General features: G+C 44.6%; 20 protein-coding genes. 5 read left to right on the top strand and 15 right to left on the bottom strand.

Going from position 1 to position 15,338, the window contains the following annotated elements; genetic code table 11:
* The first annotated feature begins 1 nt into the window (after window position 1).
* The 5 genes from HMPREF0091_RS01540 (at window position 2) to HMPREF0091_RS01520 (ending at window position 4,641) form a co-directional block, all read left to right on the top strand.
* Window positions 2-997 carry a ribose-phosphate diphosphokinase gene (locus HMPREF0091_RS01540; RefSeq protein ID WP_006302421.1) on the top strand — a complete coding sequence of 332 codons (996 nt, stop codon included), beginning with the start codon at window positions 2-4 and terminating at the stop codon, window positions 995-997.
* Between the two features lie 8 nt (window positions 998-1,005).
* Window positions 1,006-1,611 (top strand): aminoacyl-tRNA hydrolase, encoded by a 606-nt coding sequence (gene pth, locus HMPREF0091_RS01535; RefSeq protein WP_006302420.1) that lies wholly within the window; start codon window positions 1,006-1,008, stop codon window positions 1,609-1,611.
* A gap of 123 nt (window positions 1,612-1,734) precedes the next feature.
* Window positions 1,735-2,577: a sulfide/dihydroorotate dehydrogenase-like FAD/NAD-binding protein gene (locus tag HMPREF0091_RS01530; protein WP_006302419.1), complete on the top strand. Its 843-nt coding sequence runs from the start codon at window positions 1,735-1,737 to the stop codon at window positions 2,575-2,577.
* Window positions 2,565-3,971, top strand: a complete 1,407-nt coding sequence (gltA, locus tag HMPREF0091_RS01525) for an NADPH-dependent glutamate synthase (RefSeq protein WP_006302418.1) — start codon at window positions 2,565-2,567, stop codon at window positions 3,969-3,971. The genes HMPREF0091_RS01530 and gltA overlap by 13 nt, the downstream gene beginning before the upstream one ends.
* A gap of 319 nt (window positions 3,972-4,290) precedes the next feature.
* Window positions 4,291-4,641 carry a hypothetical protein gene (locus HMPREF0091_RS01520; RefSeq protein WP_006302417.1) on the top strand — a complete coding sequence of 117 codons (351 nt, stop codon included), beginning with the start codon at window positions 4,291-4,293 and terminating at the stop codon, window positions 4,639-4,641.
* A 62-nt stretch (window positions 4,642-4,703) separates the two neighbouring features.
* Here HMPREF0091_RS01520 and pyrE read toward each other — a convergent pair whose 3' ends face one another.
* From pyrE to infA, 15 genes are all read right to left on the bottom strand, one after another.
* On the bottom strand, window positions 4,704-5,357 hold the full coding sequence (pyrE, locus tag HMPREF0091_RS01515; protein ID WP_006302416.1) for an orotate phosphoribosyltransferase: 654 nt from the start codon (window positions 5,355-5,357) through the stop codon (window positions 4,704-4,706).
* Window positions 5,358-5,375: 18 nt separating this feature from the next.
* Window positions 5,376-6,446 carry a glycosyltransferase family 2 protein gene (locus tag HMPREF0091_RS01510; RefSeq protein WP_006302415.1) on the bottom strand — a complete coding sequence of 357 codons (1,071 nt, stop codon included), beginning with the start codon at window positions 6,444-6,446 and terminating at the stop codon, window positions 5,376-5,378.
* A 240-nt stretch (window positions 6,447-6,686) separates the two neighbouring features.
* On the bottom strand, window positions 6,687-7,622 hold the full coding sequence (gene truA / locus HMPREF0091_RS01505) for a tRNA pseudouridine(38-40) synthase TruA (RefSeq protein ID WP_006302413.1): 936 nt from the start codon (window positions 7,620-7,622) through the stop codon (window positions 6,687-6,689).
* A 74-nt stretch (window positions 7,623-7,696) separates the two neighbouring features.
* Window positions 7,697-8,515, bottom strand: a complete 819-nt coding sequence (locus HMPREF0091_RS01500; protein WP_006302412.1) for an energy-coupling factor transporter transmembrane component T — start codon at window positions 8,513-8,515, stop codon at window positions 7,697-7,699.
* A gap of 132 nt (window positions 8,516-8,647) precedes the next feature.
* Window positions 8,648-9,235 (bottom strand): HAAS signaling domain-containing protein, encoded by a 588-nt coding sequence (locus HMPREF0091_RS01495; protein WP_010241577.1) that lies wholly within the window; start codon window positions 9,233-9,235, stop codon window positions 8,648-8,650.
* A gap of 150 nt (window positions 9,236-9,385) precedes the next feature.
* The gene (locus HMPREF0091_RS01490) at window positions 9,386-9,727 is read right to left on the bottom strand and encodes a PadR family transcriptional regulator (RefSeq protein ID WP_010241574.1); all 342 of its coding nucleotides are present in this window, start codon (window positions 9,725-9,727) and stop codon (window positions 9,386-9,388) included.
* A 169-nt stretch (window positions 9,728-9,896) separates the two neighbouring features.
* Window positions 9,897-10,085, bottom strand: coding sequence for an ATPase (locus HMPREF0091_RS01485; protein ID WP_235728145.1), 189 nt, complete (start codon window positions 10,083-10,085; stop codon window positions 9,897-9,899).
* A 148-nt stretch (window positions 10,086-10,233) separates the two neighbouring features.
* Window positions 10,234-11,808 carry an ABC transporter ATP-binding protein gene (locus HMPREF0091_RS01480; RefSeq protein ID WP_006302407.1) on the bottom strand — a complete coding sequence of 525 codons (1,575 nt, stop codon included), beginning with the start codon at window positions 11,806-11,808 and terminating at the stop codon, window positions 10,234-10,236.
* 178 nt (window positions 11,809-11,986) lie between these two features.
* Window positions 11,987-12,475, bottom strand: a complete 489-nt coding sequence (gene rplQ, locus HMPREF0091_RS01475) for a 50S ribosomal protein L17 (RefSeq protein ID WP_006302406.1) — start codon at window positions 12,473-12,475, stop codon at window positions 11,987-11,989.
* A gap of 35 nt (window positions 12,476-12,510) precedes the next feature.
* The gene (locus tag HMPREF0091_RS01470; protein WP_006302405.1) at window positions 12,511-13,455 is read right to left on the bottom strand and encodes a DNA-directed RNA polymerase subunit alpha; all 945 of its coding nucleotides are present in this window, start codon (window positions 13,453-13,455) and stop codon (window positions 12,511-12,513) included.
* A 21-nt stretch (window positions 13,456-13,476) separates the two neighbouring features.
* A complete protein-coding gene (rpsD, locus tag HMPREF0091_RS01465; RefSeq protein WP_006302404.1) occupies window positions 13,477-14,070 on the bottom strand; it encodes a 30S ribosomal protein S4 in 594 nt (197 codons plus the stop codon).
* Window positions 14,071-14,088: 18 nt separating this feature from the next.
* On the bottom strand, window positions 14,089-14,487 hold the full coding sequence (rpsK, locus tag HMPREF0091_RS01460; RefSeq protein ID WP_006302403.1) for a 30S ribosomal protein S11: 399 nt from the start codon (window positions 14,485-14,487) through the stop codon (window positions 14,089-14,091).
* 9 nt (window positions 14,488-14,496) lie between these two features.
* Entirely contained in the window at window positions 14,497-14,868 is a 372-nt protein-coding gene (rpsM, locus tag HMPREF0091_RS01455) for a 30S ribosomal protein S13 (RefSeq protein WP_006302402.1), read from the bottom strand.
* A 15-nt stretch (window positions 14,869-14,883) separates the two neighbouring features.
* The gene (gene rpmJ, locus HMPREF0091_RS06160; protein WP_002563183.1) at window positions 14,884-14,997 is read right to left on the bottom strand and encodes a 50S ribosomal protein L36; all 114 of its coding nucleotides are present in this window, start codon (window positions 14,995-14,997) and stop codon (window positions 14,884-14,886) included.
* A 114-nt stretch (window positions 14,998-15,111) separates the two neighbouring features.
* A complete protein-coding gene (infA, locus tag HMPREF0091_RS01450; protein ID WP_010241555.1) occupies window positions 15,112-15,330 on the bottom strand; it encodes a translation initiation factor IF-1 in 219 nt (72 codons plus the stop codon).
* Between the last annotated feature and the right edge of the window lie 8 nt (window positions 15,331-15,338).

Raw genomic sequence — 15,338 nt, 5'->3', positions numbered from 1 at the left:
CATGTACGAAAAACTATGCGAGCCAACTGCGTATCAAAAAGAGATCAAGTTGTATGCCGGTCATGGTGCAACCGAGCTTTCTGAACGCATTGCAAATGTTTTACATCTTCAGCTTCAAGGTTTGACGCTTAACCAATTTGCAAACGGTGAAATTTACGCACGTTTTATGGAATCCGTTCGCGGCGATGAAGTATTCTTCATTCAAAGTATTGCAGGTAAAAATGTTAATGATTTGCTGATGGAAACCCTTATTGTTGCAGATGCCGCTTCACGTGCATCGGCCGCAAGCTTTACCGCGGTTATCCCCCACTACGGATATGCACGTCAAGACCGTAAAGCATCCTCACGCGAGCCTATTACCGCGCGTTTAGTTGCTAACCTGCTTGAAGCTGCAGGAGTAGATCGGATTATCACGGTTGATTTACACTCTGGCCAAATTCAAGGATTCTTTGATATTCCCGTAACGCACTTAACAGCCCTTTATCTGTTTGGTGATTACTTTAAGAAAAAAGATTTTGACTGGAACAACACCGTGGTTGTATCGCCAGATATGGGACGTGCAAAAGTTGCCAAAAAATTGTCTGATTACCTGGGCTGCGAAGTTGCCATTGCGCACAAAAGTCGTCCCAAGCACAATGCTGCCGAAGTTATGGGCATTATTGGTAACATTAAAGGCAAAACGTGCATTATTAACGACGATATGATTGATACCGCAGGTACCTTGGTAGGCTCTATCACCAAACTTAAAGAAATGGGCGCAGGAGATATTTACGTTTCTGCAACACACGGTGTGTTCTCGGGAGAAGCTATTTCTCGTCTTGAAAATGCTCCTATTGTTGAATGTGTGGTAACAGATGCAATCCCTTGTCCAGTAGCCAACACACCTGGTTCTAAAATTAAATCAATCACCGTTGCAGAAACTGTGGCAAATTGTATTTACAACGTTTATACCAACCATTCAGTTTCTGAATCGGGTGCTGGAAACTCAGAGATGTAGCTCGTTTGATGTCCCGCGACAATCTTTTTACACCAAAACATATCCCACCACAGATATCGTGTATCATTGGTTTGGGAAATCCTGGAGCAGAATATGCGCGCACGCCTCATAATATTGGCTTTGAGGCGTGTGATGCCCTCGCACGCAACTTGCATGCCAGCTATTGGAAATCTCAAGCAGGGTGCTTAGTAGCAGCAGCTCCACGTGGTGATGGCTCGATGGTATACATCGCAAAACCACAGGGCTATATGAATACTTCTGGAGGCCCTGTTTCAAAACTTTTGCGAGAACTTAAGCTCACTACACGTGATATGCTTGTACTCCACGACGACTGCGATATGGACTTAGGAAACGTAAAGCTCAAATGGGGCGGCGGACTCAATGGGCACAACGGTTTACGCTCGCTTGCGCAGAAGTTGCAAACTTCTGATTTCGCTCGCCTTAAATGCGGCATTGGCAGACCATCAGGGCGTATGAGCTTAGCCACCTATGTTCTTACACCCGTGCGCGGCAAGCAGCAAGAACTTTTTGACTTTGCGGTAGACGCTGCGTCGGTGACTTGTCAAAAATGTCTGGCAAACGGCTTCCAAAAAACTCTTGCCGATAATTCATAAAAATATTGCTAGTATTGGTATGAAGATTTGCATTCGGTACATCGTTAAAGGGGAACGTTGTGCCACATGTGATGCGCATACATTGGGGGATGTGTGTTGTCATCAAGGAGAGGATCATGCGCAATGTATAAAATTCTCGAGAAAAAACAATACTCAGAAAAAGTGTTTCAATTTCGCGTGTACGCTCCCGAAATTGCCAAACACGCTCATGCTGGTCAATTTTTGATGGTTCGTGCCGACGAAACGGGAGAGCGCGTGCCGTTTACGCTTGCCAACTGGAATAAGCAAGAAGGCTGGATCGAGTTCATTTTTATGTGCATTGGGAAAACAACCTACCTGCTTTCACAATTTGAGGCAGGTCAGGAACTCCTTGATGTAACAGGCCCTTTAGGCAAGCCAACAGAAATGCATGAAGGTCGCTGGACAGTCATTGGCGGCGGCGTAGGATTGGCAATTGCATTCCCCGTTGCAAAGCTGTTATCCAAAGCTGGATGCGAGGTACATGCCATTATGGGCGCGCGGTCTAAAGAACTTTTATTGTTAGAGCCGCAGTTCAAAGAGCTATTACCTCAAGACCATATTCACATTACCACAGATGATGGCTCGTATGGCGAGAAAGGCGTAGTTACCGCTCCGCTTGAGCGTCTTTGCAACCAAGGCGCTATCGACCGAGTTTTTTGCGTGGGTCCTGTTCCTATGATGCGTTTTTCGACCATTACCGCACAAAAATACAACGTTCCTATTATTGCTTCGCTTAACCCTATTATGGTGGATGGAACTGGAATGTGTGGCTGTTGCCGCGTTGAAGTGGGTGGACAAACAAAGTTTGCGTGCGTAGACGGCCCTGATTTTGATGCAACGCTTGTCGACTGGGATGACCTGCGCGCGCGACTTGGCGCCTACCGACAAGAAGAAGCCGAATCGCTTGAAGCATACGAGGAAAAGAGTCAGTCATGCCCGAAGTAAAAGAACGTTGGATGCCCAACATGAAAGCCGATCGTATGGCCGATAACGAAGAGCCTGCAGAACTTCGCGCAAAAGATTTTCGTCCTGTTGATAAGGGTTTTACGGTTGAAATGGCTCAAGCTGAAGCACAGCGTTGTCTTCGTTGTAAAAAGCCGCTATGCGTAGAGGGATGCCCCGTAAATATCAATATACCAGCATTTATACAAAAGATTTACGAAGGAAAATATGGCGAAGGTTTAGATATTATCCATGAACAATCTTTACTCCCTGCAATTTGTGGGCGTGTATGCCCCCAGGAGACACAATGCGAGGGCGTTTGTGTGCGCGGACGCAGAGGTAAACCTGTTGCTATTGGTCAGCTTGAACGCTTTTTAGGCGACCGAAGCGAGCTTGCTGGTGCACCCAAAATGAAGGCAAAAAATGGTAAAAAAGTTGCCATCATTGGATCGGGTCCTGCAGGTATAGCATGCGCTGGTGAGCTGGCGCGCAACGGCTTTGATGTAACTATTTTTGAAGCCTTTTTTACTGCGGGCGGTGTTTTGGTGTATGGTATTCCCGAATTTCGTCTTCCTAAAAAGATTGTAAAACGAGAGATAGATGGCCTTAAAAAACTGGGTGTGACGTTTGAATACAACTCGGTTATGGGTCGTTTGGCAAACGCGCAAGAACTTTTGGACGAAAAGGGTTTTGATGCGCTCTTTGTAGGAACGGGTGCAGGTTTGCCCAAGTTTCTTAATATCCCAGGTGAAAACTTACCAAATGTCTTTTTTGCTAATGAATATTTAACGCGTGCAAATCTTATGCAAGCAAACAATTTTCCTACCTTTGACACGCCTACCAAACACGGCCGCAATGTGGTTGTATTTGGTGGTGGCAACGTTGCTATGGACGCGGTTCGCACAGCTAAACGTTTAGGCGCAAAACGCGCGATTATTGCATATCGTCGTACCGAAGAAGAAATGCCTGCTCGCAAAGCAGAGCTTCACCATGCCAAAGCAGAGGGCGTTGAAGTAATGCCTCTTGTTGCACCAGTAGAATTTATTGCAGGTGATGATGGCTGTGTTTGTGGGGTAAAAGTTCAAAAAATGCAATTGGGCGAGCCCGATGAATCGGGTCGTAGGCGCCCAATTCCTATTGAAGGCGCACTTGAAACCATAGCGTGTGATGTTGCTATATCGGCTATTGGTACTAATGCTAATCCATTTGCAAAACTTATTGGCGGCATGGAGCTTAATAAATGGGGCTATATTACCGCCGACGAAGACGGGCGCACGTCCAATCCGCGCATATGGGCAGGTGGCGACATTGTAACTGGTGCAGCTACGGTTATTTTGGCAATGGGCGCTGGTAAACGCGCTGCTGCCAGCATAACTAAGACTCTTCTTGCCTCATAAACACGTCTTTTAGGCATTCGCAGCAAGCTTGTGTAAATTTGGCTACTCGTGACAGGCTTGTGTAAAGCCACTAGGTTAGCGTGCTTGCTGCTTTATCTTATGTAATTTGGTACTTCATAATCACCTTGATACCTCGCGTTATCAAGGTGATTTTTTTCTTGACATATATAAATTGCTCCTGTATAAAATAGAAAAGGAGTTTATATGACATCACGCTCATTGATATATCGGCTTAATCTTATGCATAAAGTTTTCTGATACATTGAAGCCGATTGGGGCGCTGCATACCCCAATCCCGTTGTAGGTACCTGGTGATGCTATGAAAACTAAGACTAAACTCATTGAGGGTTTTGATTCCCGTTTATTGATAGGATATTTAAGTCCATTAGTTTTTCTTACGAGTGCGTCAATTTACGGTGATTTACTCCACGTGATATATATACTTGCAATAAGCGGTTATGCACTTTACAGCTGGTATAAGCTATCCTGCGAAAGATATAACAAAACGTATATTCACACAAAAGCAAAACGCCTTTTGGTAATGCTTCCCGTGCTCATAATCCTATCGGTACTTGCACATCTTGTGGATAGCATATGGACCGTTCCGGGCTACATTCTGCCATGTATCATGGGATATTGCGCTTATATATACGTAATTAACAAAAAATAGCATGAAAAGCGCGACAACAAGCTCGTTATGTTTTGAATAAGGCGTGCTTTGTGTTACCTGCACTATGCAGTGCGCCACGACTCATCAGCAGGATTATCTCTAAACGCCAAAAGACGAGCTTCGTCGGACGGCTGAATATAGTGTTCCTCTACAGCAACTTTAACTAAGGTATCTAAATCGCACAAACTTGTGTTGGTAATATGAGCCGCTGCCAAGCGTTCAACACCTTTTTGCATGCCATAGGTAAATATGCTTACAATACCCAAAACATCGGCACCAAACTCGCGTAATGGATTAACACAATCCAAAACGCTCCCACCTGTAGAGATAAGATCTTCGATAACCACACATTTTTGCTGGGATTCAAGATGACCTTCAATTTGGTTTTTGCGACCGTGATCTTTGGCAGAACCACGAACATATCCCATAGGAAGTCCAAGCCTATCAGCTGCAATTGCCGCGTGCGCAATGCCTGCTGTAGAAGTTCCCATAAGAATCTCTGTCTGAGGGTAAAGCTGCATAACCAGCGCGGCAAGTGACTCATCAACGAGCGTTCTGGTAGCAGGATAGCTTAAAGTTAAACGATTGTCGCAATAAATAGGGCTAATAATTCCACTTGCCCATGTAAACGGATGCGAAGGGTTAAGAAATACAGCCTTCTCCGCCAGCAGTGCATGAGCAATTTCTTGTTTTGTTGCAAGTGTAACCGATGCCATAGTCTATCTCCTCATAACTTATCGCCGTGCTTTAAGCAAGGCAAACAAATGTGCATTGTGACGTTTAACAAACGAAATAAATTTACCTTCTTGATAGCAAAGACGTGCGTTTTTGCGCCTAATAGGAACAAGCATAAGCTCCATCATTTTAGAACGAGGATGCGCAAACATAACAGCTTTTTGAGCCTGTGGAGTAGAAATCATATCTTTAATGTGCTGCAGCTTTTGAGGCACCGAAAGTGTACAAGCAGGATTGCAAACATTTTCGATACACCCAATAAGCCGCTCGATATAGCGTCTTTGAATCATTTCAAAGGCGTGAGGTTCGTCGTGTAAATTCCAGTGTTGGTATAAATCGCACATCCACGCATGCTCTTCTTCGCGCTTTTGGTACATGTCTTTACGCCAACGCGCAGTTTCAGACTCTTTACGCGCACGAATAAAATGATAGTACGGCTGTGACAATACGCCCACTTTTTCGCAATCGCGAATATAATCAAGCACAAAAGGAAAATCATCCCAAAACGTATTACGAAAACGTGCATGTATCGCCTCTATGCGCTCGCGCAAAAAGAGCTTATTCCACGGCGTATAGAGCTGATTTTCATCAAAAAGCCGATACGCAAACAGCCTAAATTCATCTCTAGAAGAAAAAACCTTTGTGTCGCAATGCTTGATTTCGGTTGTAAACTGATTATCGCGTCCATAATACGTATCGATATAAAAACCAGATATTACCAGCTCAAGACCATGTTTTACGGCGTAGGTGTACATATCTTCTAGCATGTGATTGTCTGCCCAGTCATCGGCGTCCGTAAACATAACGTATGATCCACGTGCTTTGTCCAATGCAAAATTACGAGCCGCAGGCGCACCAGCATTGGGCGTATGAAAAACGGTAATACGTGTGTCTCGCATTTCAAGGGCATCTAAAATAGCGCCCGTTCTATCGGTAGAACCATCATCTACAACCAGCAGCTCAAAGTTAGTAAGCGTTTGCTGCTGCAAAGATTCAACGGCACGCTGAACATACCCCTCTACATTGTATGCAGGCATGATAACTGAAATTTTAGGCGCTTTTGGAGCCATATTTCGTACTCCTATACACAAGCTCTATCCCTTATTGCACATCTAGTATGGAATACTTACGCCATAAAGTTGTGTTGAAGCAGTGAACAGCACGTGAATTACAAGACAAATACAAAATTCAATGAACATGTGAAAATATTTGCATATCAAAGCAACAGACGTTAAGCGCGTGTCTTGCGCATGTGTGTTATTTCCTGTGTTGTGTCGCGCGCTTCAGCGCGTATATGCATGCTCCAAACTTTATTCATTGCTCCACGGTACCAGCAAGCCTGCAGGATAGCCCACGCGTTCAAGCGTAAGACCTTGCGCAGGCGCAGTCATTGCCGCGGCGGTTCTGGTTTGTTGTCTTAACACATCTTGGATCCAATCGGGTTGGCGCGCGCCTCGGCCCACTTCTAATAGCGAGGCGGTTATAATGCGCACCATATTATGCAAAAATGCATTACCCGTTATATCCAGGCGCAAAATCTGCTCGCCCACGATATAATCGCGAGAAACCTTAATGCTTGTTAAGCAGCGGTTAAGCGATAAACCTTGCTCCTCTAAGAGTTGCGCAGAGCTGGCTTTACAAAAACTTTTGAAATTATGCTCACCTGCAAGATACTCCCCCGCCGCGTTCATGTCATCCATGCAAACATGAGGAATATTTTTTACCCACCATACAAATTCATGAGTAAGAATAGGTTTAAGCGGACCGAGCGCGATGCGGTATGTGTAGCTTCGCTCGCACGCGCTAAAACGAGCAGAAAAGTCGAGCGGCGCGCGATAAAGCGTTCTAATTGAAATATCATCAGGACACAAGCCACTAAGTGCGCTCATAATTTTATGCTTAGACATGCCGAGCTCACTTTGGGTGATTGGAAAACTCACATACTGAGCGTGTGCGTGCACACCAGCATCGGTTCTCCCTGCACAGGTAAGAGTGATGTTTCGTCTCAAAAATGTAGAAAGAGCGCGCGTAAGGCAACCCTCAACGCTTCGAACTGACTCGTTTTGAGCTGCATATCCACAAAAATGAGTACCTACATAGCCAAAACGTATAACAAGGGTTGCGACAAAAGGATCAAATTCAGATGTGCGTGCAGTGCATGTTGCGTGCTCATCATCGCTCGCGCGCTCGATGGCAGATGAGACACTCGTTTCGCGCGAGGCGTCTGCTGTATGCTTATCGTTCATAAAACCTCACTTATGCATTTTCGCTTACGTATTTTCGCTTACGTATTTTCGCTTGTACATCTCTGCTTATGCAGTTAGAACACCATCAGTATGACACAGCCGATCACAAAAACACAGAGGTTACATGCCCATGCACCACGCGCAAGAGGCTGCGGCAAACGTCGCGCCTGACCGTTATATCCGTGTTCCTTCATTGACAACGCTTGAAAGGCTGACATCCTAAAAAAACGAATAACCAGTGGTACAAAGACACTTATCCATGCGTTCAGTCGCTTTTTAAGAGATACGTTATGAAACGCAACACCTCGAATTTGCTGAGAAATCATCAGCATGCGCACCTCGCGCATAACGGGAGGAAAAGAACATAACGTCATAGACATAATAAGCTCAATATGGTCAACAGGGATATGTAAAAGTCTGAATGGCGATAGCAAACTTCGTATACAAATCACTGCATCAAGAACCGTGAATCGTGTTGCAATGCTTGTGCAAATCATAATCATGCATAAAATACGGCTTCCAACCATTGCAGTTCGTATAATGCCCGATATTCTAAACCCAAAGTTACCCAGTATAACCATATCGGGAGTGCCAAAAACTAAGCCGTTAAAGAGCAGAGATAGCACCGTAAACCAAACAAACGGCAGAAAAAAGACAGTTGTTTGCCGCGTAAAAATTTTTGATGTATACGCATATATAAACACTAGAACAACACAAATCGAAAGACCATACCATGTGTGAATGCACCACAGCAGCACAAAAAATAGAAGTGACACGCAGACGATAAAGCGAATATCGCTCCAGGGCGCGCGAACGTATGCCCAAAAACCCGAAAGACAAGCAGGATGTTCGTTTGTGTAGGGTTTAGAAACTATGGTAGTGTCTTGTGTCATGGTTTATCTCATCATGTACGTTTTGCTTGCTGTTGGTCGTGCCGTGCTGTAAGGAGTGCCGTTTTGCTTGCTGTTGGCCGTTCCTTGCTGCAAGCAAAACCGTTTTGGCTGCAGTTACAGCTCTCTCCCCTTTTAGCACTTCTCGCGCCGAAATTTAAGCCTCCACGATTTCTCTTGCAGATATTGCACTATTTTAACGGTTACTTTCCAACACAGCATTGCCAATGTGGCAAAAACTATTGCTAGGAGTAATCCTGCTAATAATGCGTACACACCCGAAACTTCATGGTCAAAAAATACAAACACCATATCATTAAGCAAAGAGCTTGGCCAAATCCCCTTTATAAAGCCTAATGCGGCACACAAAATGCTCATCGCACTTGCAAAGCTAAATGATACCGCTAAAACCGCAAGAGTTGGAATAATTGAAATCCAAAGCATCGAGGCGAACGAATAAAATCCTAATACCTTCATGAATTGCGAAAGAGAAAATTCTTTATTTTGGACAATAGACGCCCCCATGTAATTCAAGGCAACAACTTTTGCCGGCTCCATTTCGGCAAGTATGTCTTCCTCACGCTGTCCATTATTCAAACGCTCGTAAAAAGAGCTTTTAAGCTCGCTTAATATGTCCGTTTTTTCTGAAACAGGCATATGTATTAAATATCGATCTACCTGCGACAAGTATTTTTCGAGGCGCTTGCCAAGTTTTTTATTCATGATGTCCGCCTTTCTATGCATACTGACAACTAAGCTATCATTTAAGTGAAGTTACGTAATAACGAGCGCCCTGCAATCATCTGTTCTAATTGTCGGCAACAGTGCTGTTTTGTTTGGTGGGGTCAGCTGCTTGTTCATCGAGACCACCCTCTAACTATTGGTATTGCTCATCTTGAGCTTAGAAATGCTTTGAGTAAGTACGTTCCAATCACTATCTAATTGATTTACATACAAAGTGCCTGCTGGCGTTATCCGATAATACTTTCTAGCAGGAGTTCCTTCATCTACATGTTGCCAATAGGACTCAAGATAACCGTTTTTTAATAATCTTCTGAGCAGCGGATAAATCGTGCTTTCCTTGGTCTTAAGCATGGGGTAGGCATTAAGAGTCTGGATTAAGTCATAGCCATAGCGATCTTTTTGAAGTATTAAAAGCATGAGGACATATTCCAATGTTCCTCGTTTGATTTGCGATACCCATTCCTCATTCATTGCAAAACCATCCTGTTTTAAGCCCACCGCGTGGTCTCGTGCCTCTTAGTAAATGCATTCTGCACATGTGTTCTTAGTGTTAGCACAGATGCACACGTGCTTGGTGTATATGCATATTCGCAGTTAGTATGATACATTGTACCACACAGTATATCTTAGTCAATAGGTGTTATGTTGTGCATAGTTTAAAGAAAAAAAGCGCAGATAGTTTACCTGACGCATCAATTTTTCTAAAATCAGCTTCATAGAGTTCAATAATTTGACGCTTTATGTAATCAATTGTTTGAAAATTCTTTCCATTCATATATGCTTCAACAGCTTGCGGCATACCGCGCAGCGCATGAGTTTTTCCACTCAAGTAATTTCTTGTAAGCTTTTCGCTGCATATACATGGTTTTGCTCGTTTCATTTACATTTCTTCAAAGTCTTTTATGTCCAAAACCGACATTTCTTCAAAGTTTTGAATAAACCGCTTACGTGCAAGGGCGTGTATTTGTGCCTTGTGTTTACAAACTTACCGAGTTGCAAACTACAAGAATCTTATGAGGAATCTCTTCCCATTCGCTCATATGATGAGTAATCACCATGACGCTTTTATGCTGATCTAACAGCATACGAATTACGCGCCGCACAAGGCGCCTACCCGCACCGTCTAATCCACTTGTGCATTCATCTAAAATATACACCGGCTTATCCAACGCCAAAATAGCGGCTATGCCCACGCGTTTTCGCATACCACCAGACAGCTGATATGGATTGCACTCAAATGTGTCTGAAGGAACACCCAACAGCGAAAGCATCTTTTTTGCCCTGCACATGGCAACCTTACAAGAAACACCTAGATTTTTTAGGCCAAAAGTTACCTCATCAAGCACCGTTGGACAAAATAGCTGGTCCTCAACACGCTGAAACATAAAAGCGCAATCTCCCAACGCAACAGGTCGCCCATTAAGCGTTATGCTTCCTTGCTGCGGCTTACATGCTCCAATAAGATTGAGTGCAAGAGTGGTTTTCCCCGAGCCTGAATTGCCTACAACAAGCGTTAATTCTCCTGCATATAACGAAAAATTATACGAAGTATCGCTTTGAATACTACGAGAAGACAGTGCATCTCCTAAAAGTTGCGGTACGAGATTAGACACAAACAGTGTGGACTGTGTGGACTGTGTGGGCTGTGTGGGCTGTGGGTGCTGTGTGGGCTGTGTACCCTCGTTGTGCGCTCCTGTGGGCTGTATGCACGTTGTACGCTCGGTGTGTGCCACTGTGGGTAGAAGTTGCGCTTCACATGCATTATCCGCCAATATAAACGGGTCTTGTGCGCTCATAACGCTCATATAAGACGATTCATCTATAAAATCGGAGTATGCTTGCAACGTAGGATTAGACAAAAACTCAAAAGGACTCACTTCTGCGGCTATTTTTCCCTGATAAAGAACCGCAACCTTATCAACATATGTTAGGTCTTGCGCATTATGCGTTATTTCTATCACGCCCAAAGGCGCTCCATCAAACCCTGTCCTAACCAAACGCTCAATAGTTGCATGAAGTTGTTGCGATGAGATAGGATCAAGCTGCGAAAACGCTTCGTCTAACACAAGGTAGTGCGGATGAAGTGCCAGCGTAGCTGCAAACGCTACACGCTGCATTTCACCACCCGAAAGTGTATCAAGCATGCGCGCTGCAAGGTGCGAAATATGCGCAAACTCCAGCGCCTCTTTTACACGGGCGTGTACATCTTGCTCTGAAAGTCCTAAATTAAGAGGGCCAAACGCAAGCGTATCAAAAACAGACGGGCTTACGCACTGCGTATAGGGGTCTTGATGAACAAAGCCGCAAAGCCGCGCACGAGTAAGGACGTCAAGCGATTCGTTTGGAGCGATTGTATAACCATCAAGTGTTATATGTCCTGCTTGAAAAGGCACGTGTCCCGCAAGAACATTAACAAGCGTTGATTTGCCTGCACCGTTAGAACCCACAAGTGCTATGCGCATACCCGATTTACAGGTAAGTGAAAGCTCACGCAAAACAAAGGCGCTGTCGTGCTGATAGCTACAAGTAATATGAGAACAAGAGAGCGCCACCGAAGAACCTTTCGTATATAAAAAGACATATATTACGAATCTGATTATACGAATAAATAAGCCAATTAAAAAGTAACCGAAAAATAAAGTCTAGCCAAAAAAAGACCTCGCAAAAAAGCGAGGTCTTTGAAGGCGTTTTAACGCGAGGCGTACATTATGCCTCAGTTTTTCGCTGTCCTTAAGCTTGAGCGTTCTCATCCTTTGAATCTGCTGATTCTTTGGTGTCTTGCGCTTTCTCAGCCTCTTGAGCCTTGGCAGGCTTAGCAACCTTTTCTACCTTGGTTGCAGGAGCTGCACTGGCAACACTTTCGGTAACAACCTCAATGATAACAACTTCTGCAGCGTCACCTTTACGAGGACCAAGCTTCATAATACGTGTATATCCACCTTGGCGATCAGCCCAAAGGCCCTGAGCAGCCTTTTCGAATACCTGACGTACAACTTCTTTGTCACCAACTTTGGCAATAGCCAGACGACGTGCATGAACGTCACCCTTCTTTGCCCAAGTGATAACCTTATCTACCTCAGGACGAATAGCTTTTGCGCGTGCTTCGAGCGTCTTAATACGGTCATTCGCAAGCAGGGACGCAATCAAGCTCCTTTTCATTGCTTTGGTATGGCTGGCATCAGTACCAAGCTTCATACCTCTTTTTTTATTGTGTCTCATGGTCTAGTTTCTCCTCAATAGCACATTATTGTGGCTTAAGGCTTAAGTCCCAATCCTGCGTCCTCAAGCTTGTCGCGAACCTCTTCAATACTTTTTACACCAAAGTTGCGAATGTTAAGTAAATCGTTCTCAGAGAATTCTACAAGTTGACGAACATTATGGATGCCTGCGCGCTTAAGACAGTTGTATGAGCGTACGGACAAATCAAGATCCTCAATCTGCTTATCAAGCTCGGTGTTCTCTTCTTCCTCTTCATTAGAGAAAATCGAAACATCCTCTTGTGGCTCTTCTTCGTCTTCGGCCAAATCCATGAACGCTGCCATGTGTTGGTTAATAATGTCTGCAGCTTCGATAACTGCATCACGAGGACTTATTGAACCGTTTGTTTCGATCTCAAGAATCAGACGGTCATAATTGGTGTGTTGACCAACACGACAAGGCTCGACAGTCTTTGCACAGCGACGAACAGGAGAGTAAAGCGAGTCAACATGAATAACACCAATGGGATCTTCATCGCGCTCGTTGTCGTCACCTGAAACATAACCGCGACCTACGCCGATGCGCATACGCATTGCCAAGTGGCCGCCTTCGCCCAACGTGCAAATAACATGATCTTTGTTAATAAGCTCAAATTCAGCAGGAATCTTAAAATCTCCACCGGTAACAGTGCAAGGACCGTCGATAGAGATCGAAGCTTCTGCCGTTTCACCTGAACCGTTAGCGTGAAATACCAAGCCTTTTACGTTAAGCACAATGTCGGTAACGTCTTCATATACGCCATCAACCGTTGAAAATTCGTGCTGAACACCATCAATGGAAATAGCTTCTACAGCTGCACCTTCAAGCGAAGATAACAGCACACGACGCATGGAGTTACCCAATGTGTCACCATAGCCACGCTCCAATGGTTCAACATTGACTCGAGCAAGGTTTTCGGATATATCCACCACACTAACCTGTGGACGGATGAATTCTGACATGAATACCTCCTGCCAATCAGGTTACTTAGAATAGAGCTCAACGATGAGCTGAGCATCAATATCAAGGTCAATTTGATCGCGTACAGGAATTTGAAGAACTTTACCTTGAAGCTTTTCTACATCAACCTCAAGCCAAGCAGGAACTGCCATACGCTCAGAAACGATAAGAGATTCCTTAATAGGAAGCAAATCTTTTGCTTTAGAGCTAACAGCAATAACATCGTCAGCCTTTACCTGATAAGAAGGAATGTCTACACGTTTACCGTTTACGGTAATGTGTCCGTGACGAATTGTTTGACGAGACTCTTTACGAGTACGCGCAAAGCCAAGACGGAATACAACATTATCTAAACGGGTTTCTAACAAACTCATAAGGTTATCACCAGTAATACCCTCAGCCTTCATAGCTTTGGTGTAATAACCGCGAAACTGTTTCTCAAGAATACCGTAAATAAATTTAGCTTTTTGTTTTTCACGAAGCTGAGTACCATACTCGCTCAACTGACGACGACGTTGTCTTGGTTGACGATTGGACTTCTTGTTAATTCCCATAACAACAGGTTCAATCTCAAGTTGACGGCATCTCTTGAGGACAGGGGTCCTATCAATTGCCATAGTTACTGTCCTTCCTTATTACACGCGACGACGTTTGCATGGACGGCAACCGTTGTGCGGTACAGGTGTTTTATCCTGAATACCAGAAACTTCAAGTCCGGCTGCCTGAAGAGAACGGATTGCGGTTTCGCGACCAGAACCCGGTCCTTTGACGAATACTGCTACTTTATGAAGACCGTGCTCCATAGCAGCCTTTGCACATGCCTCAGCAGCAACTTGAGCAGCAAATGGAGTTGACTTACGAGAGCCTTTAAAGCCAACAGTTCCGCCTGATTGCCAAGCAATAACGTTGCCTTGGGGATCAGTAATAGAAATAGTTGTGTTATTAAATGTGCTCTTGATATGAGCTTGACCAACTGCGATATTCTTACGCTCAGAGCGACGAATATGCTGGGTCTTTTGATTTTTCTTTGGCATAATCTACTCCTAGGCCTTCTTCTTAGCACCAATTTGACGTCTCTTACCTTTACGGGTACGAGCGTTTGTATGGGTGCGCTGACCGCGTACAGGAAGACCCTTACGATGGCGAAGGCCGCGATAGCAACCAATCTCCATCAGGCGAGCAGTGTTTTGCCTTACTTCACGTCGTAAGTCACCTTCAGTGGTGAAGTTTGCATCGATATAGTCACGAAGCTTGGTAACTTCATCCTCTGTAAGATCCTTAACGCGAGTATCTGGATTAATACCGGTCTCGGCACAAACTTTAGTAGCTCTTGTTTGCCCAACACCGTATAAATACGTTAGACCGACTTCTACACGCTTGTCGCGTGGAAGATCGACACCGTTAATACGTGCCAACTTCGAGCTCCTCTCTTAGCCCTGACGCTGCTTGTGGCGAGGGTTCTCGCAGATCACGTAAACCTTGCCATGACGACGAATGACTTTGCATTTGTCGCACATCTTCTTTACCGAAGGGCGTACCTTCATCTTAAACTTCCTCCCAGTAGTACGAATAAACTGGTAGCAACAGATGCGCTTAATACAAGCATCTGTTTATAAACGCCCAGCCGCAGGCGAAACAACTGCCGTGATGTAACGGGGTTATTTGTAGCGATAGGTAATACGACCTCTGGTGAGGTCATACGGAGATATTTCTACCGTTACCTTATCGCCAGGCAAAATACGAATATAATTCATGCGTATCTTGCCGGAAATAGTACAGAGAATGGTTTTACCGTTTTCGAGCTCTACATTAAACATTGCGTTTGGTAAAGGCTCCAGCACTGTGCCTTCAAGCTCGATTCCGTCTTGTTTACTCACCGTACCTA

This window comes from Fannyhessea vaginae DSM 15829, from assembly GCF_000159235.2.
Classification (GTDB): Bacteria; Actinomycetota; Coriobacteriia; order Coriobacteriales; family Atopobiaceae; genus Fannyhessea; species Fannyhessea vaginae.
The sequence above is the reverse complement of the archived record's forward strand: the minus strand, read 5'-3'. Positions and strand labels throughout refer to the sequence as shown.